The organism is Pseudodesulfovibrio cashew, from assembly GCF_009762795.1.
GTDB classification, from domain to species: Bacteria; Desulfobacterota; Desulfovibrionia; order Desulfovibrionales; family Desulfovibrionaceae; genus Pseudodesulfovibrio; species Pseudodesulfovibrio cashew.
In genome coordinates this window covers 143,519-161,309 of record NZ_CP046400.1, presented here as the reverse complement: position 1 = coordinate 161,309, position 17,791 = coordinate 143,519, and the positions used below count along the sequence as shown (strand labels likewise).

Annotated in this window: 15 protein-coding genes; 8 read left to right on the top strand and 7 right to left on the bottom strand. The window is 63.3% G+C overall.

Annotation, left to right across the window (positions count from 1 at the left end; translation table 11 throughout):
- Positions 1–67: 67 nt before the first annotated feature.
- Entirely contained in the window at positions 68–448 is a 381-nt protein-coding gene (locus tag GM415_RS00700; RefSeq protein WP_158945791.1) for a pancreas/duodenum homeobox protein 1, read from the top strand.
- A 99-nt stretch (positions 449–547) separates the two neighbouring features.
- A complete protein-coding gene (locus GM415_RS00695; protein WP_158945789.1) occupies positions 548–1,651 on the top strand; it encodes a (Fe-S)-binding protein in 1,104 nt (367 codons plus the stop codon).
- Between the two features lie 93 nt (positions 1,652–1,744).
- Here the strand turns inward: GM415_RS00695 and rarD are convergent, their stop codons facing one another.
- The 3 genes from rarD to GM415_RS00680 form a co-directional block, all read right to left on the bottom strand.
- The gene (gene rarD / locus GM415_RS00690) at positions 1,745–2,662 is read right to left on the bottom strand and encodes an EamA family transporter RarD (protein ID WP_158945787.1); all 918 of its coding nucleotides are present in this window, start codon (positions 2,660–2,662) and stop codon (positions 1,745–1,747) included.
- A gap of 86 nt (positions 2,663–2,748) precedes the next feature.
- On the bottom strand, positions 2,749–3,234 hold the full coding sequence (locus tag GM415_RS00685; RefSeq protein WP_158945785.1) for a cache domain-containing protein: 486 nt from the start codon (positions 3,232–3,234) through the stop codon (positions 2,749–2,751).
- A 118-nt stretch (positions 3,235–3,352) separates the two neighbouring features.
- The gene (locus tag GM415_RS00680) at positions 3,353–4,780 is read right to left on the bottom strand and encodes an aminotransferase-like domain-containing protein (RefSeq protein ID WP_158945783.1); all 1,428 of its coding nucleotides are present in this window, start codon (positions 4,778–4,780) and stop codon (positions 3,353–3,355) included.
- 120 nt (positions 4,781–4,900) lie between these two features.
- On the opposite strand from GM415_RS00680, the gene GM415_RS00675 reads away from it, so the two are divergent.
- The 5 genes from GM415_RS00675 (at position 4,901) to GM415_RS00655 (ending at position 11,948) form a co-directional block, all read left to right on the top strand.
- Positions 4,901–5,617, top strand: a complete 717-nt coding sequence (locus tag GM415_RS00675; RefSeq protein ID WP_338419782.1) for an AzlC family ABC transporter permease — start codon at positions 4,901–4,903, stop codon at positions 5,615–5,617.
- Complete coding sequence (locus GM415_RS00670) at positions 5,599–5,925, top strand: AzlD domain-containing protein (RefSeq protein ID WP_158945779.1); 327 nt, start codon at positions 5,599–5,601, stop codon at positions 5,923–5,925. The genes GM415_RS00675 and GM415_RS00670 overlap by 19 nt, the downstream gene beginning before the upstream one ends.
- Before the next feature lie 9 nt (positions 5,926–5,934).
- Positions 5,935–6,624 (top strand): aspartate/glutamate racemase family protein, encoded by a 690-nt coding sequence (locus GM415_RS00665; protein WP_158945777.1) that lies wholly within the window; start codon positions 5,935–5,937, stop codon positions 6,622–6,624.
- Between the two features lie 115 nt (positions 6,625–6,739).
- Entirely contained in the window at positions 6,740–10,060 is a 3,321-nt protein-coding gene (locus GM415_RS00660; protein ID WP_158945775.1) for a response regulator, read from the top strand.
- A gap of 64 nt (positions 10,061–10,124) precedes the next feature.
- Positions 10,125–11,948: an AMP-binding protein gene (locus GM415_RS00655; RefSeq protein WP_242012303.1), complete on the top strand. Its 1,824-nt coding sequence runs from the start codon at positions 10,125–10,127 to the stop codon at positions 11,946–11,948.
- A gap of 82 nt (positions 11,949–12,030) precedes the next feature.
- Here GM415_RS00655 and GM415_RS00650 read toward each other — a convergent pair whose 3' ends face one another.
- The 4 genes from GM415_RS00650 to GM415_RS00635 all read right to left on the bottom strand — a co-directional run bounded on the left by GM415_RS00650 (position 12,031) and on the right by GM415_RS00635 (position 14,671).
- On the bottom strand, positions 12,031–12,579 hold the full coding sequence (locus tag GM415_RS00650; protein ID WP_158945773.1) for a peptidylprolyl isomerase: 549 nt from the start codon (positions 12,577–12,579) through the stop codon (positions 12,031–12,033).
- Complete coding sequence (locus tag GM415_RS00645; protein ID WP_158945771.1) at positions 12,576–13,835, bottom strand: glycosyltransferase; 1,260 nt, start codon at positions 13,833–13,835, stop codon at positions 12,576–12,578. The genes GM415_RS00650 and GM415_RS00645 overlap by 4 nt, the downstream gene beginning before the upstream one ends.
- A 17-nt stretch (positions 13,836–13,852) precedes the next feature.
- Positions 13,853–14,272 (bottom strand): response regulator, encoded by a 420-nt coding sequence (locus GM415_RS00640; RefSeq protein WP_242012302.1) that lies wholly within the window; start codon positions 14,270–14,272, stop codon positions 13,853–13,855.
- Positions 14,273–14,428: 156 nt separating this feature from the next.
- Positions 14,429–14,671, bottom strand: a complete 243-nt coding sequence (locus tag GM415_RS00635) for a hypothetical protein (RefSeq protein ID WP_158945769.1) — start codon at positions 14,669–14,671, stop codon at positions 14,429–14,431.
- 148 nt (positions 14,672–14,819) lie between these two features.
- On the opposite strand from GM415_RS00635, the gene GM415_RS00630 reads away from it, so the two are divergent.
- Positions 14,820–17,759 carry a sigma 54-interacting transcriptional regulator gene (locus GM415_RS00630; protein WP_242012301.1) on the top strand — a complete coding sequence of 980 codons (2,940 nt, stop codon included), beginning with the start codon at positions 14,820–14,822 and terminating at the stop codon, positions 17,757–17,759.
- Positions 17,760–17,791: the final 32 nt, after the last annotated feature.

Sequence of the window (17,791 nt, the reverse complement as noted above, 5' to 3'; positions counted from 1 at the left end):
TTTTTTTGTACAAGCGGCAATCCTACCCGACCGCACGAAAACATCCAACCGAGGGAAGACGAGACGCATGACACAGTATGGCGACATCTTTACCGGCGAAAAACTGGCGGCCATTTTTCCGCCCGACAAGACCGACCGATTTTTCGAAGCCCTGTTCGGGGAGGCTGAGGAGGGCAGCTACGATATATCCCTCGACTATGTGGGAGCCGAGGGGGATACCCTCGGGTTCGAGCTCAAGCTCACCCAGCGGCCCGGCAAGTGTCTTGCCTGCAACCTGACATACGGTTTGCCTCAGGTCTTTTCCCGGCATCCGGTCATCGACCTGGCCGGTGTGGCCGAAGCCGTGGCCGGTACCGTGGGGCGCAAGCCCGGCTCCTGGGAGCTGGGGCGTACCCGCGAAGTGTCCAAGGCCCTGCACGTGGTTCCACTCACCGTCGTGCTGGATTAGACGGCTGAAAGGCCGCGCCCATCAGGGCGTCAGACGATTGCAAGAGGGCGCGTTCTGCGCCCTTTCTCTTTTTCGGCACATGGCATACAAGGAATTCTAATGGAGGAGCATCCCTTGGAGATTCTGGGAGAGGCATTGAAGGACGCCGTGGCCGAGATGGATGTGCACTGCACCGATTGCGGGGCGTGCTCTGTACGTTGCGCCTTCCTGAAGGAGAAAGGAACGCCGGGCCGGATCGCCGAGATGGTGCGGACGCTGCCGTGTGAAGAGTGGCCCGATCCCTTTCATTGCAGCCTGTGCGGCCTGTGCGGCGCGATCTGTCCCGAGGGGCTGCGGCCGGAGAAGCTCTTTCTCGCCATGCGCCGGGAGCTGGTCCGGCGCGGACGCCTGGGTCTGAAACCCTACAAGCCCATTCTGTTTTATGAATCGGTGGGGGACAGCGAACTGTTCTCCTTTTTCCGTCTTCCCCAGGGTGGTGACACCGTCCTCTTTCCCGGTTGCGCTCTGCCTTCCACCCGGCCCGCCACGGTCCGCCGCCTGTTCGAAACCCTGGAGGAGATCGTCCCATCCCTTGGCGTGGCTCTGGGGTGCTGCATCAAGCCTTCCTTCGATCTGGGGCGCGAGGATTTCTTTCGCGAGCGGTTCGGCGCGTTGCGGGACAAGCTCCTCGCGGCGGGCGTCCGGCGGGTGATTACCGCCTGCCCCAACTGCCAGAAGGTTTTTGCGGAGAGCGGCGGCCCCCTGGAGTCGGTCACCGCCTATGCCCTGCTGGATGAGGCCGGGTATGCGCCCAAGGTCAACGGCGGTCCGCCCGTGGTGGTGCACGACGCCTGCCCCCAGCGTCACGATGAAGCCACGCGGCGGGGTGTGCGCGCTCTGGCGGAGCGGTGCGCCGTGGTCGTGGAACGGACACCTGCGGAAGGCCTTCTGACGCGCTGTTGCGGGGAGGGAGGCATGGTTGGGTTCGTGCGCCCTGATCTCGCGCAAACCTGGACCGACGCCCGTGAAAAGACGGTGGCAGGGAAACGGGTGCTCACCTCCTGCGCCGGGTGCGCCAACTACCTAGGCAGGCGAATGGAGGCCGTGCACATTCTGGACGTGGTCTTCGGCACCGGGGGCAAGCGTCCCCTGCGTCCGCCCCTGACATACGGAGCGCGTCTCCTGCTCAAGCGGTGGTTCAAGCGGCGGTTCGGGAAAGGGTAGTCGCCGGACCGATCATCACAAGATAAAAGGAAACATTGTCGCCGGGAGGCGGACTATCAGCGATTCGCGGCTCTTCTCAGGGCCGCTTTTTTTCTAGGCCGCAGATCGGGCAAGACGGCGGCTGCGGCGGATGGTGCGCACCGAGTCCACGGTGTAGACGGCCAGGGCAGTCCAGATCAGGCCGAAGGTGATCAGGTGGGTGGTCTCGAAGGGCTCGCCGTAGAGGAAGACGCCAAGCAGGAAAGCTATGCTGGGCGCGCAATACTGGAGGATGCCCACGGTGGTCAGCTGCAGACGGCGCGCGCCGAAGGCGAACCCGATGAGCGGGGTTGCCGTGACCGCGCCAGCACCCACCAGGAGCAGGTCAACGGAGAGATCGCCGGCCAGGAATCCGCTCGCGCCTTTGGCCTGGAGAAAGATGATATAGCCGAGGGCCAGCGGACTCAGGACCGCAGTTTCGAGGAAAAGGCCGGGCAGGGATTCCACGGTGGCCACCTTGCGCAGCAGGCCGTAGAAGCCGAAACTGATGCCCAGGGCCAGCGAAATCCAGGGCAACTCCCCGTGGCTGACGATGGAATTGACAACGCCCAGCGCGGCCAGGCCGATGGCCAGATATTGCATGGGCGAAGGGCGCTCCCTGAAGAAGATGAAGCCGAGCAGCACGTTGACCAGGGGGTTGATGTAATAGCCCAGGCTGGTGTCCAGGACGTGGTTGTTGTTTACGGCCCAGATGTAGAGGAGCCAGTTCAGGCCGATGCAGCAGCTGGACATGACGAGGATGCCCAGGTTCTTGGGCGAGCGAATGGGGACGAAGGTCTCGGCCCAGCGCTTCTTGATGGTCAGGATGACGGCGATGAAGACCAGGGACCAGACGATCCGGTGGCAGAGGATTTCAAACGGGTCGACGGACTGCACCGCCTTCCAGTAGATGGGCAGCAGGCCCCAGAGGATGAAGGCTCCCAGCGCGGCCGCGAAGCCGTATGTCTTTTCCGTATGCGAACTTGGCGTCATGTGTTTCCTCGTCTCCGGCGGGCCGGAAGGAGGAACCTACGCCTCAACCTACTGCGGGTAAAGCGAAAAACGAGTGTGGCGGCGGTCTACCACGGGGTGGGAAAATAGACCCCTGTTCCAATGATGTACGGGGTGCCGGGGATCGGTTCGACGTAACCGAGCTTGCGGAAAGCCTTTTTCGATCCCGGCTTCTGCCACATGTATTCGAAGAAGCCTCCGCCCGTTTCCGCTTCCTCTATCATTCGTTGCGTCAGGGGGGCGCCTTCGATGTCCTTCGTGTGCAGGATGGTTTTCCCTTCCATCTCCGGCTGGGTACCGTGGGCCAGGCAGACCCCTTCACGGTTTATGATGAAGAAGTAGCCGCAGTCCTTGGGGAAAAACCTGGATTTGTGAACGAATTCCTTGAGCAGGATAAGCTGCGTTTCTCGATCTTCCACTTTGGAGAGCAGTCCTCCCAGGCCGAGGGCGGTCGAGTGGACCATGTAGACCGCATCCTTGCGCAGGGCGTTATCCCCTGCGTACATCGTGCCGGCGGCGGCCAGCAGCATGACCAGCACCGCAATAACTAACATTCTTCCATTAACCGGGCGTAGCATAGCCGACTCCTTATAAGTCAAAGGAGAAGTATAGGATTCGACTATAACAAAAAATCCTTTCGCGCGCAAAAGCCGAGGCGATATTTTTCAGACATCAGATCATGGCCTTGGCCAGTTCTCCCAGTGTGCGGAGGCCATCGTGCAGCCTTTCAGACCAGGGCATGCCGCAACTGAGGCGGACATAGTTGGAGAACTTGTCCTGGGTGCTGAAGATGGCCCCGGGGGCGATGCCGATGCCATGCGAGCGTGCCTGGAAGAAGAGTTCCACGGCGTCCACCCGTCCAGGCAACTCCAGCCAGAGGACCGCGCCGCCCTCGGGATGGGTGACCCTTGTCCCGGCGGGGAAGAACCGCTCCAGATGGAACTGCATGGTGTCCATCTGCTCCTCCAGGGCTGTCCGCAGCCGCTTGAGGTGCCGTTCCAGCCTTCCCTGGCGCAGGTACTCGCCGATGGCCATCTGGGCCGGGGCCGAGCTGGACACGTTGGTGACCGCCTTCATCTCCAGCACCTTCTGCCGGAAACGGCCCGGCAGAAGCCAGCCCACGCGGTACCCCGGCGAGATCGTCTTGGAGAAGGAGGAGCAGAGCAGGACCAGCCCTTTTTCGTCGAACTGCTTGAACGTGTCGGGCCGCTTGGGGGTGAAGTGCAGGTCCGTGGACACGTCGTCCTCCACCAGGGGAATGTCCCTGGCCGCCAGCATACGCACGATCTCGCGTTTGGCCTCGTCCGGGGTCAGGCTGGAGTCCGGGTTGTTGAAGTTGGGGGCCAGGATGCAGGCGGCGATGTCGAAGGTCCGCAGGGCGTGATCCAGGTCGGCGGGGGAGACCCCTCCCTCCGGGTCGGAGGCAATCTCGATGGCGCGCAGGCCGAGGGTCTCCAGGAGCTGCAGGAAACAATAGTAGGTCGGCGTCTGGATGAGCACGGTGTCGCCACGGCGGCAGACCGAACGCAGGGAGAGGTTCAGGGCTTCCATGCACCCGGCGGTGATGACCGGTTCGCCGGGGTCCGTGGGGATGCCCAGCTCCATGGACCGGAAGGCTATCTGCCTGATCAGCTCCGGGTCGCCCGGGATGGGAGCATAGCCGAGGGCTCGCTCGGGGTGGTCCCGGACCACCGACGCGGTGATCCGGCTCAGCTCTTTGAGCGGGAGGAGCTCGGTGCCCGGAGCGATGACGCCCAGCTCCACGGCGTCGGCTCGACCCACGGATTCGAGCACTGTCTGGATCAGGCCGATGCGCGTTACCGGGCGCGGGCCGTCCATGGGCGTTGCGGTGGCCTCGGTGCGCGGCAGGCGCAGGGCGTGCTGGCGTACGTAGAAGCCGGAACGGGGCCGGGCCTCGATGACGCCCTTGCGTTCCAGTTCCACATAGGCCTGGTTCACCGTGGAGATGGAGACCCCCAGGTTGGTGGCCAGCTTGCGCAGGGAGGGCAGCTTGTCGCCCAGGCCCAGGGCCCGGTTTTCGATCATGGCCCGGATATGTTTTTCCACGGTTCGGTAGCGGTATGTCTCGTCCGTCTGCATGGCGGCTCCTGTCTGTACTGTATGCATTTCAAATAAACTGTATCTGTACCGATGGCAGTTTTCGGGGTTTACTGCAACCGGAAGATCAGGCAGCAACCCTACATGAAGGAGCGATTTTCGGTGTCCACAGACGCAATGACCCGCGACGAGGCCGCGTCCTCCCCCCTTGTTTCCGCCCTGAGACAGGTGGCGCCCATCATTATGGGCTATATTCCGGTGGGAGCGGCCTTCGGTGTATTGGCGCACAAGACCGGCCTGTCCATGCTCTCCACCGTGCTCATGTCGGTCATGGTCTATGCCGGCTCGGCCCAGCTCATCGCCGTGGCCCTGTTCGCGGCCGGGGTGCCGCCGCTGTCCATCGTGGCCACCACCTTCGTGGTCAACCTGCGCCACCTGCTCATGAGCGCTTCCCTTGCCCCGAATCTTGGCCGGTGGCGTGTGTGGGAGCAGGCCATGTTCAGCTTCGAGATAACGGACGAGTCCTTTGCCCTGCACTCGGCCCGGTATGCGCGGGGCGACAGCTCCAAGGCCGTGTCCATCCTGATCAACGCCATGGCGCACGTTTCCTGGTGCGCCGCCTCCTGGGTGGGCTACCTGGCCGGGGGAGCCATCCCCGACGTCAAGCCGCTGGGCATCGATTACGCCCTGCCCGCCATGTTCATCGCCTTGCTGGTTATGCAGACCCGTAACGGCCTGCATGTGCTCGTGGCCGGATTCTCCGGCCTGGCCTCCATCGCGCTTATCCAGGCGGGCGCGGATCGCTGGAGCGTCATCATCGCAACCGTCCTGGGCGCCACCCTTGGCGCTGGAGTCGAGTCATGGATGAAAAGACGGTAATCCTGACCATCACCGGCATGATGCTGGTGACCTACGTCCCCCGCGTGGCTCCGGTGCTGGCCCTGGCCTCGCGCTCGCTGCCCGAGCCGCTGGTCCGCTGGCTCTCCTTTGTGCCTACCGCCGTGCTCTCGGCCATGCTCTTTCCCTCCCTGCTGCTCAGGGAGGAGCACTTCGACTTTTCGCCGGAAAACTATTTTCTCTGGGCGGCCGTCCCGGCCTTCCTGCTGGCATGGCGTACCCGGAGCTTCTTCGGCACTGTGGCTCTGGGCATGGGGTTGGTGGCGGCCGGCCGATACTTTCTGGGATAGGGAGGAAGCATGAAAACCATAGGACTGTTGGGCGGCATGAGCTGGGAATCCTCGGCGGAATACTATCGCGTCATGAACCGCACCGTGCAGGAGCGGCTGGGCGGATTGCATTCGGCCAGAATCCTGATGCACAGCGTGGACTTTGCCGAATACCGTGAGGACATGCTGGCGGGCCGCTTCGACTCTATTGGCCGAAAGCTGGCCGGGATCGCCCGGACCCTGGAGCAGGGTGGGGCGGAGCTCATGGTCATCGGCACCAACACCATGCACCTGGCCGCACAGCACGTCGCGGACGCCGTTTCCGTCCCCCTGCTGCACATCGCGGACGCCACGGCCCGGGCCGCCCATGCCCTCGGAGTGTCCAGGGTCGGCCTGATCGGCACCGCCCTGACCATGGAGCGTGATTTCTACCGGGCAAGGCTGGCAGAAAACGGCATTGAGTCCGTCATTCCCGGCGAAGCGGACCGCAGGCTGGTGGACCGGGTTATCTTCGACGAGATGTGCAAGGGGCGTTTCCTGGACGAATCCCGTGTCGAATTCGTACGCGTCATCGAGGCGCTGGCCGGGCAAGGTGCCGGTGCCGTCATCCTCGGCTGCACAGAGATCGGCTTGCTGGTGCGACCCGGCGATACGGCCGTCCCGCTGCTGGACACCTGCGCCATCCATGCCGCCGCCGCGGTGGAGCTGGCCCTGCGGTAACTTATGGGACAATCAGATTTAATTTAATAATGGAACACCGCTTTATTTTATTATAGGTTGGACTCCATACATGCGGGGAGTCTCCTTCCCGCCTGGTTGCGAGGGAGAGTCCGGCTTGTATAAATTTCTGGCACTGTTGATCACCTTGTCATGCCTGGTCCACGGACCGGCCTGGGCAGACGCTCCGCTACGCGGCGGCTATTTCGAGAACGACCCCGTATCCTTCACGGACAGTGCTTCGGACCCGGACGGTCTGGCCGTGGCCGTTGTCAGGCTGCTCGCCGGGAGACTGGACCGGGATCTGGAGCTGGTGCAAGGCACGCAGGACCAATGCCTGGAACGGCTCGTCTCCGGCGACATCGACTTTATCGTGGCCCTGCCTTTCAGCTACGATCATCCCGCCCTCCGTTATACGACGAATTCGCTGGTAGCCAATTGGGCGGCCATTTACACGCACTCCCTGCACGTGGACAATCTCCGGGACCTGCAGGGGAAGCGTATCGCCTACAAGAACGGGGACGACAGCACCGGCGTGTTCAAGACGCTGGCCGCAGGGCTGGGCGTCTCCTTCACGCTGGTCCGCTACGAGTCCTATGCCGACGTCTTCTCGGCAGTGGAGGACGGCGACGTGGACGCGGGTATTCTCAACCGGCTATACGGTCACCGCTATTCCTGGAAATACGACGTCATTCCATCCACTCTGCTTTTCAATCCGGTCTCCTTCCGCATCGCCGTATCCAGCAATGGGGATGACCGGTTGCTGTATTCCCTTGACCAGGGACTCGAAGCGCTGAAGCGGGACAAGGCCTCTCCGTATCACGACGTGATCAATTACTGGCTGAGCAGCGAGGAGGGCGAAGCCTGGTGGCAATCCTATTACCTGTGGGGAGGGCTCGGTTTCGTCCTGCTGCAGGTCTGCGCAGTCATCTGGGTCAAGCGGCGGCTGATGGCCACCACCTCCAAGGCGGACCTCCAGGAGGAGGCCCTCAAGGTGGAGACCAAAGTCCGCAAGCAGGCGCAGGTGGCCCTGTGGGAAAGCGTGGAGCGCCATCGGGCCATGTTCACGGACAACCGGCTGCCGCAGATGCTGGTGGATTCTCCGACCTTCCGCATCATCGAGGTCAATCCCGCAGCCGAGGAGTTTTACGGTTTTCCTCCCGGCAGGCTGCTGACCCTGGGGCTGCAGGACGTCAGCGTGGGCAGCCTGTCGTCCACCCATTCCCTGATCCGCAAGGTCGAGCTGGGACGGGGCCAGGTGGTGACCCGTCACCGCGTGGCCGACGGCTCCGTCGCCGACGTGGAGCTGTTCATCAGCTCGCTTTACATCCATGAGCAGAAGCATCACCTCGTCACCGTGGTGGACATCTCCGAGCGCGTGGCCGCGGAAAAGGCCCGCCAGGAAAGCGAGGAGCGTCTGGACCTGGCGGTCAAGGGCGGCGATCTCGCCTTTTGGGATTGGGACGTGGAAAACAACGTGATGATCTACAACGACCACTATGCCGAAATGCTAGGCTACGGAAGGGAGCAGATGGGGCGGTCCCCGGACGAACTCCTCGCCCGGGTGCATCCGGATGACCGCGATCGGGTGCAAAAGGACCTGCAAAACTGCCTTCACGGCAGCGAGGGCGTGCTTGTGTCCAAGTTCCGCACCCGGACCCGCAGCGGCGAGCTGCGCTGGCTGACCAGCCGGGGCAAGGTTTCCCAGCGGACCCGGGACGGCAAGCCTCTTCGGGTGACGGGCATCGCCTACGACATCACGGAGCGCAAGCAGACGCAGGACCGGCTGACCAGCATCAACGACTGTACGCTCGGGTTCGGTCCCGAACCGGACCTGAACATCGCCAGCCTGACCAAGCTGGCGGGACGGGAACTCGGCGGTTGCGCGGCCTTCTACAACCGGGCGTGGATGGACGGCGTCACCCGCCACAGCGCCTGGGGAGACGCGGCGACCGAGGCGGCGGAAGCGGACGCGGTCAGCCTGGCGCACGAACTGATCAAGAGAAACGTCAAGGGACTGTTCCTGCTCAACAATCTGAAGTCGTCACGCTATGTTGATATGGCCCCGGAAGTGGCCGCACAAGGCGTCGAGACTTATCTGGGGCAGATAATCTGGGTCAAGGGGCAGCCCGCCGGCGTGCTCTGCGTCCTGTTCAGGGACAACTACGTCCCGTCCGGCAACGACGAGCATCTGTTCGGCATCGTTGCGGCGGCCATCATGGTCGAGGAGGAACGCAGTCAGGCGGACATGGAGCTGATCGCCGCCAAGGAGACGGCCGAGTCGGCAAACCGGGCCAAGAGCGAATTCCTGGCCAACATGAGCCATGAAATCCGCACCCCTCTCAACGGTATTTTCGGCATGCTTCAGCTCATGAGCGAGACCGATCTGGACGAGACCCAGCAGGACTTCGTGAGCACGGCCCTGACGTCGGGGCGCAGCCTGTTGCGCGTAATTAACGATGTTCTCGATTTTTCCAAGATGGAGGCGGGCATGCTCGTCCTGGTGGACGAACCCTTCGACCTGCGCCAGGTGCTCCGAGGCGTCCTGGACAACTTCACGGTCCAGGCCGCGGAGAGAAACGTGTCCGTGGGCGTCGAGGTGGACGCCAGCGTACCTTCCTTCATGCGCGGCGACGCGGCCCGGATCAGGCAGATTCTCTTCAACCTGGTGGGCAATGGAGTCAAGTTCACCAACGGCGGGGAAGTCGTGGTGGAGACCTGGGCTCGCCCGCTGGAGACGCGGCCTGAGATCCTGCGGCTGTATATTACGGTCAGCGACACGGGTATTGGCATCCCCGACGACATGATCGATTCCATCTTCGAGGCCTTTTCCCAGGTGGACGGGTCCTATACCCGCCGCTACGGGGGTACCGGTCTGGGGCTTGGCATCGTCAAGCGGCTCGTGGGCCTGATGAACGGCAGCATCATGGTGGAGAGCAGCGAAAAGGGCACCAGCATCCACCTGTATCTGGATGTGGCCGAGGCCCCGGAACAACGTCTGGCCGAAACGAACGCTGTCCCGCGGTCGGTGCAGATCGACCCCATGCGCATCCTCCTGGCCGAGGACGAGCGCATCAACCGCATGTCCGTGCGTATCCTGTTGGAGCGTCTCGGGCACACGGTCACCGAAGCCGAAGACGGACGCCAGGCACTGGAACTGCTCAAGTTCAACGATTTCGACGCGGTGCTCATGGATATTCAGATGCCGAACATGGACGGCCTCACCGCCATCCGGCTCATCCGCGAAAACGCTTCTCTCGGAGACAAGGCGAACATCCCGGTCATCGCCCTGACCGCCCATGCCATGAAGGGGGACAAGGAAAAGTTCCTGCAGGCGGGCATGACCGACTATCTGGCCAAGCCCGTGGAGTTCGTCGATCTCGTCAGCGTGCTCACTTCGGTTGCCTCCAGGAGTGACGGCGGCGAGCGGGACTCTTGACCGCGTCCGGCTACCCGTTTATGCCTGTGTGCGCGCTTCGGCGCAGCATCCACCGGAGGACAACGTGAACAAAGACATGACATTGAAGGACCTGCTCGAGCGCTCGGTCCAGCGCCACTCGGAGCGGCCCGCTCTCGGCTTCGTGCGCGGGGAACCCTTCTCCTACGCAGGACTGTTGGAGAAGGTGCACGAATTCCAGGAGATCCTTGCCGAATGCGGTGTGGCCGCCGAGGACAAGGTCGCCATCATCGGGGAGAACATGCCCAACTGGGCAGTGGCCTATTTTGCCGCTGTTTCCATGGGGGCCGTGGCCGTCCCCATCCTGCAGGAGTTCCACCCCAGCGCGGTGCATCACATCCTCCGGCACTCCGAGGCCAAGGTAGTGGTCGCGTCCAGCCGCTACATGGACAAGGTGGAGGGAGAGAATTTCCCGCGCCTGAAGACCGTGGTGCGCATGAACGATTTTTCCATCGTCAATGACGACGAGGATGAGGTCGAGGCCGAGGAGCCGCAGGCATCGGGATTTGCCGAGGCCGTGGACATGGCCCGCGAGAAACTCGAAATCCTCAGCGACCGGGCGCGCAAGCTGACCGACCGCATGGACGAGGAGACCATGAAGAAGGTTTCCGAGGCCGTGGAGTCGGCGCGCGAGAAGTTCGAGGAGCTGGGTGACCGGGCGCGCAAGCTCATCGACCGCAAGGGAGTGGTCAAGGACGTGGAGCTGACGCCCGACAGCGTGGCCGCCATCCTCTACACCTCGGGCACCACCGGCCATTCCAAGGGAGTTGTCCTGACCCACCGCAACCTGGTCTCCAATGCGCTGGCAGGGCTTGAAGTCTTCCCTGTGAAAGAGGACGACCGTTTCCTTTCCGTCCTGCCCATGGCCCATACCTACGAGTGCACCGTGGGGCTGATCATCCCGATCCACTGCGGCAGCTCGGTCTACTACCTGGAGAAACCGCCGACTCCCAAGACCCTGCTCCCGGCCATGCAGAAGGTCCGCCCGACCATCATCAACGTGGTGCCCCTGATCATCGAAAAAATCTACAAGAAACGGATTAAGCCCAAGCTCAACCGCAAGGGAGTGGTCGGCAGCCTGCTCAAGATCGGCGCGGCCCGCCGCAAGGCCGCACGCATTGCCGGGAGCAAGCTCATCGAGGCCTTTGGCGGCGATTTGCGCCTGATGTGCATCGGTGGCGCGGCCCTGGCCCCGGAGGTGGAGCGCTTCCTGTGCGACGCGGAAGTGCCTCACGCCATCGGCTACGGCATGACCGAGACCGCACCGCTGCTGGCGGGCATCGGTCCGGACAAGCAGCGTTTCAGAGCCATCGGGCCGAGCATCCCGGGAGTGGAGCTCAAAATCCTCGATCCCGATCCGGAGACCGGCGAGGGTGAGATCCTGGCCAAGGGGCCCAACGTCATGCGGGAATATTACAAGGCGCCCAAGGACACGGCCGCGACCTTCACCGAGGACGGCTGGCTGCTGACCGGCGACCTCGGGGTCATCGACGAGGACGGCTACCTCTTCATCAAGGGGCGGCTCAAGAACGTCATTATCGGGCCCAGCGGGGAGAACATCTACCCCGAGGAAGTGGAGTCGATCATCAACACCTGCGATCTCGTCATGGAGTCGCTGGTCTACGAGGTCGAGGGCAAGGTCATGGCCCGCGTCCATCTCAATTACGACGCCCTGGACGAACAGTTCGACGTGTCCAGGATGATCGAGTCCGACGTCCGCGACAAGGTGGAGGGAATACTCGAGGAGATCCGAAACGAGGTTAACGGCAAGGTCTCCACCTTTGCCCGCCTGGCCCGTATCACGGAACAGGTGGACCCCTTCGAGAAGACGCCCACCCAGAAGATCAAGCGCTTCATTTATCTCAACTAGATTGCGCTCATCATGGATAAAAACGGCGCGCTCCCGCTTGGGAGCGCGCCGTTTCGTTTTGTGCTCTTGCGGGAGCGTGCCGTTATTCGGTCACGTCCGCGGCCACCCGCATGCGGATGATCTTGTCCGGGTTGGAGACCATGCCGTTGCCTCCGTAGCCGCGCTTGATGTGGTCCACGAACTCCATGCCCGAGGTAACCTGCCCCCAGACAGTGTACTTGCCGTCCAGGTAGGAGGCCGGGGCAAAGCAGATGAAGAACTGGCTGTCCGCGCTGTCCGGAGACTGGGCGCGGGCCATGCCTACGGTGCCGCGCTTGAACGGGGCATCGGAGAACTCCGCCGGGAGGTTCTTTCCGGAACCGCCGCGTCCGGTGCCGGTGGGGTCGCCGGTCTGGGCCATGAAGCCGTCGATGACCCGGTGGAAAACGATGCCATCGTAGAATTTGATTCGGACCAGTTCCTTTATCCGCGCCACGTGTTGCGGGGCGAGGTCCGGGCGCATCTCGATGACCACGCGGCCGTCCTTGAGGTCGAGGTACAGGGTGTTTTCCGGGTCGGCGGCCAGCCCTGTTCCTGCCAGGACGAAGGTCAGGAGGAGAGCGGCGGCAAGGGCTTTCAGCAATGCTTTCATGGTGTTCCTTTCGGGTTGGAGGTGTTGGCGCCGGCTTGCACCAGCTTGGTCATGAGGTCGAGCTGGGCCGGGAGGCTCTTGCTCAGACAGTAGTCGTCCAGGATGGTTTGGCGCGCTGCAGTGCGCAGGGGGGCCAGGTCCTCCCTGTGCTCCAGGCCCGTGATCACCGATTGGGCGATGGCGGCCGGGGAGCGGAAATCGGTGAGCAGTCCGTTTCGCTCGTGGACGAGGACCTCGCGTACGGGCGCGGTGTCCGACCCGACCACCAGACAGCCGCAGCTCAGGGCTTCCAGGAAGGACCAGGAGAGCACGAAGGGCCAGGTCAGGTAGACGTGGACGGTGGAGGCCTGGAGGACCTGCCTGTACAGCCCGTAGGGCAGGGGGCCGGTGAAGTGGACCCGGCTTTCGTCCACGGCCACTTTCCCCCGCATGAGGTCCTTGTAGCTCCCGTTGTCCGGGAGGGTGGGGCTGTAGCAGACCCGGTCCTCTCCCACGATGAGGACGTGGCAGCCGGGACGGGCGTCCAGGATGGCGGGCAGGGATTCGTAGAACTGGGGGAAGCCCCGGTATGGCTCCAGCCCCCGCGAGCAATAGGTGACCAATTCGGTGGCTCCGGTCAGGTCCGTGTCCGGCAGCTCCAGTGCTTCGGGCGGGAGCGGCCCTTCTTCGGCGGGGGCGAAGTAGCGGGTGTTGATGCCGTCGTGCAGCCGGGTCAGCTTGGAGTGGAACTCCTGCGGGAACTGGGCTTTCTGCCAACGGGTGGGGGTGATCCCCGCCGTGCAGGAGACCAGGTCGTGCAGGATGGCGGTGTTGCGCAGGCGCAGGGGGGCGCGTTCTCCCGCGGAGCGGGGTCGTCCGTCGAAAAGTGTCTCCTCGCCGTCAGCGTCGTAGTACCATTCGAAATAGCCGAGGAACGGGACCTCGGGGAAGGCGTCTCGCAGGAACAGGGTCTGGCCCCAGCCCGAATGCCCCACGATCAGGTCCGGGACAAACCCCTCGGCCCGCAGCTTATGGCAGAGGCGCAGCATGCCCACGCCATGGCGGACGCTTTCCTCCATGCGGGCGGCAGGGGCGTAGGACTCGCCGGACGAGGGGCCATCCGGTTCGAACACCGCCTTGACCACGCCCGGTATGCTCCACTCGGGACGGGGATTCCTGGTGGCGAAGACCACGCTGTTGCCGGGCGTGCGCCCCAGGTGTTCGCAGAGGTGGCGGAATTGCGCCGGAAAGTTGTTGTGGGTGAAGAGGACGCGCATGTCCGGGGCGGAAGAGGCTAGGCGTCCTTGTCCTGTTCGCAGCTCTTGCCCAGGCAGCGTTCCAGGTAGTCCCGAAGGTCTTCGTAGTTGAGAGGCTTGGCCAGGAAAAGGGTCGCGCCGAGTTCGAGCAGATTGGAGATGTCGCTCATGCCCACCACGGCTGACATGATGACGATGGGGAAATTCTTGAAATCCTCCTTGCCGCGCAGGGTCTGAATCAATTGCTTGCCGTCCATCTTGGGCATCATGATGTCGGTCAGGAGGAGGTCGAAATCGTTGCAGGCCATGAGGGCCTCGTAGGCGTGCATGCCGTTGGGGCTCACAAAGGCGGTATGGCCCAGTTCCTCCACGATCTTGGAGGCGATTTTCTGGGAGATCAGATCATCTTCGGCGATCAGGATTTTGGCCATGTTCAGTCCTTGATTGGGTTTCGCCATGCCGCACGCCGCGCGGCAGGCAGGCAAGGGAAGTAATTTTGCCAAAAAAAACAGGCGATGACAATATCTGGGGTTTCCTCGAATGTGGCGGAGCCGCCCGGTCCCTGTCGCGTTCCTCTGTTGCGCGCGAGGCCTCGGCGGCTCCCCGTTGCGCGGTTACGCCTTTTTGACGTGCATGCAGTCGCCGAATTCACAGGTTATCAGGTAGTTGCCCTGGCTCGTCTCCACTGTAAACTCGTTGCCGGGAAAGAGGGTGATGGCGGGCTCGAACCCGTCGTTGACCATGATATCCTTGGCTTCGCCGTTGGATTCGAACCGGATGGTGGTGCCGTCGGACACTTGGATCATTTCTCCATGACTTACATTAACGGGCAGGTCGGCTTCTGAGAATCTAGACATTGTATGCCTCCTTGGCATTTTGGATGGACTACTCCGCTTCTTCCCCCATACACGGTTGCCACAAAAATGAACAGAGGGAACTCCCTGCAGGAATCGGGACTGGTGAACGGGGCGCAAGTAATGTATGAGGTTTCGAGGAGAATCGCAGGTGAAGCAGACCATCCTTGTCGCCGACGGCGACGCCGCCATACGCAGTCTGATTCGGGACATCCTGTCCAACAGGGGGTATCGCGTCCTCACCGCCTCCACCGCTGTCGAGGCGTTGGGGGCGCTGGAGCGTGGCGCGCCCGATGTGATCTTTCTGGACGCGTCGCTGGACGGTGCGGAAATGGTGGCCGGTGAGGCCGGGCGGCAGGGCGTCCCGCTGGTGGCCGTGGCGGACGGGGAGGAAAGCCCCGCCTCGCTGACCGAACGACTGGACGCCATCGGCTACCTGCAAAAACCCGTCAGGCGCGAGTGGCTGGAGATGCTGGCCCGGCAGGGCGCCGTCTTCAGGGACTGCCTTGGGCGAGGCCGGCGGCGGGCAGAGGATCTCTCCCTTTCCCGCGGTTTCCTGGAAGCGGTCCTGGAAGCGGACGACGGAGCGATCTACCTGCTCGACGCGGACGGCGTTCTGCTACGGACCAACCTGCTGGGGGAGCAGATGCTGCAATGTGCGCCGGATGCAGGGGAAGCGCAGCGCTACCTGGATCTCCTTTCAGGCCATTCCTCCGATCTTCAGGGAGCCGCCCTGGGCAGGGCCAGGGATACCGGCGTGATTCAGCGTGTGGAGGAGCACCGGGGCGGGACCGTCTACGCCACCCGGATTCGTCCCGTGCCCGGCAAGGGCGGGCCGTCGGGCTTCGTGGTCAAGACCGTGGACATTTCCGGCCGAAGGCGCTCCGAGGTGGAGCTGGCCGAAAGCGAGAAGCGATACCGCTCCGTGTACGAAGCGTGCCGCGACGCCATCATCATGTTCGACCGCAATGACGGGGCCGTCTTGGACTGCAACGCGGCGGCCCGCCGTCTCTATGGATACGGCGCGGAAGAGATGCTGGCCCTGACCATTCTCGAACTGACCGACGAGCCCGAGCGTTCCCTGGAGATGATCCGGGCGGGCGTGGAGCATGTCCCCTTGCGTTATCACCGGAACAAGGTCGGCGTGAGCTTTCCGGTGGAGGTCTCCATGAGCCACTTCGTGCATAACGGGCGCGAGGTGTGCACCGCCTATATCAGGGATATTTCACAGCACAAGGTGGTTGAGGAGGCCCTGCGCGAGGGCGCGCGCCTGTACCGGGCCGTGGTCGAGGACCAGACCGAGCTTATCTGCCGCTACAACACGGATAACCAGGTAACCTTCGCCAACGGCGCGTTCGCCCGCTTTTTCGGAGTGGACGAGGACGAGATCGTGGGCACGGAATTTTTTCCGCACGTGGCCATGGATGAGCGGAGGGACCTTCGTTCCTGGCTCCGGGACGCGGGCCCGGACAACCCTGTCTTCGATCGCGAGCAGCACGTGCGGCGCCACGACGGCGAGGCCCGGTGGATCCTGTGGACCAACCGGACTATCCTGGACTACCGGGGAAACATCATCGAAATCCAGGCCGTGGGGCGGGACATCACCGAGCAGAAGGACGCGGAGCGCGCCCTGGCCCTGGCCACGGAGGAGAAGGAGCAGTACCGCCAGAACCTGGAAGCCATTTTTCGCTCCATCCCGGACGCCATCGTCTCGGTGGACTCCCAGTGCCGGATCATCGCCACCAACAGCGCCGCGGCTTCGCTCCTCGCCGTGGAACGGGAGCGTGCGGTGGGGCTGGACTTCGAGGAGGCCGTCAATGATTCGGGCAACCCCTGTCTCAGCGTCCTGAAGCAGGTGCTCAAGACCAGCAAGGCCGTGCGCGGCTACGAGGCGGAGATCGACCTCGCAGCCCGGGGGCAGCGCATGGTGGAGCTGAACTGCACTCCGCTTATCGACCATGAGAAGCGGCACACCGGCGCGGTGCTCGTGGTGCGGGACGTGTCGCGTATCGCGGATCTGGAGAAACGGTTGCAGGAACGCCACGGCTTTCGCGGGATCATCGGCAGGAGCATGGGGATGCAGGAGATGTACAAGCTGCTGGAGCAGCTCTCTCCCCTGGATTCCATCGTGCTCATCCTGGGCGAATCGGGCACCGGCAAGGAGCTGGTGGCCGAGGCCCTGCACTACGGCGGGCCACGCGCCGGAGCTCCACTGATCAAGGTCAACTGCTCTGCGCTGTCCGAGAGCCTTCTGGAGAGCGAGCTCTTCGGGCACGTACGGGGTGCGTTCACCGGCGCGGTGCGCGACAAGGTGGGCCGCATCCAGGCCGCTCAGGGTGGCACGCTCTTCCTGGACGAAATCGGCGACATCTCGCCGCTCATCCAGCTCAAGCTGCTTCGTTTCCTGGAGCAGAAGGAGTATGAGCGGGTGGGCGAGTCCAAGACCCGCTCCGCCGATGTGAGGATCATCGCGGCGACCAACGTGAACCTGCTCCAGGCGGTCATGAAGGGCACCTTCCGCGAGGACCTCTATTACCGACTCAACGTCATGCCGGTGCAACTGCCGCCGCTGCGGGATCGCCAGGGAGACATCCCGCTGCTGGTAGAGCATTTCCTGGAAATCTTCTCCGGTCAGTTCAACAAGGCCTTCAAGGGGGTCTCCGACGAAGTCATGGATCTGTTCATGAGCTACGCCTGGCCGGGCAACGTCCGGGAACTCCGGCATATCCTGGAGCACGCCTGCATCCTTTCACCCGGCAAGGAGATCGGCATCGAGCACATGCGCGGCGACCTGGTCAGCCAGATGCGCACCCCGGGCTATGCTCCGGCCCCTTCTGCACCCGCACCATGGTCTGCGCCCGGCGTCATGCCCGAGCTGGCGCCTGCCCCGAGCCCCTATGCGCAGGCGTCCGTGCCACCCCACTACGCGCAGGTGCCCGCTCCTCCCGTTTTCCCGCGCAAGGCAGGCCGGGAGGAAGTTCTCGCCGCTCTCGCCCGGTGCGGGTGGAACAAGGCCAGGGCAGCCCGCGAACTCGGCATCCATCGGGCGACTCTCTACCGCAAGCTCAAGGCTTGGGGACTGGACGCCTAGAACCGCTTTCCTCTCCACTGATCCCTCCAGAT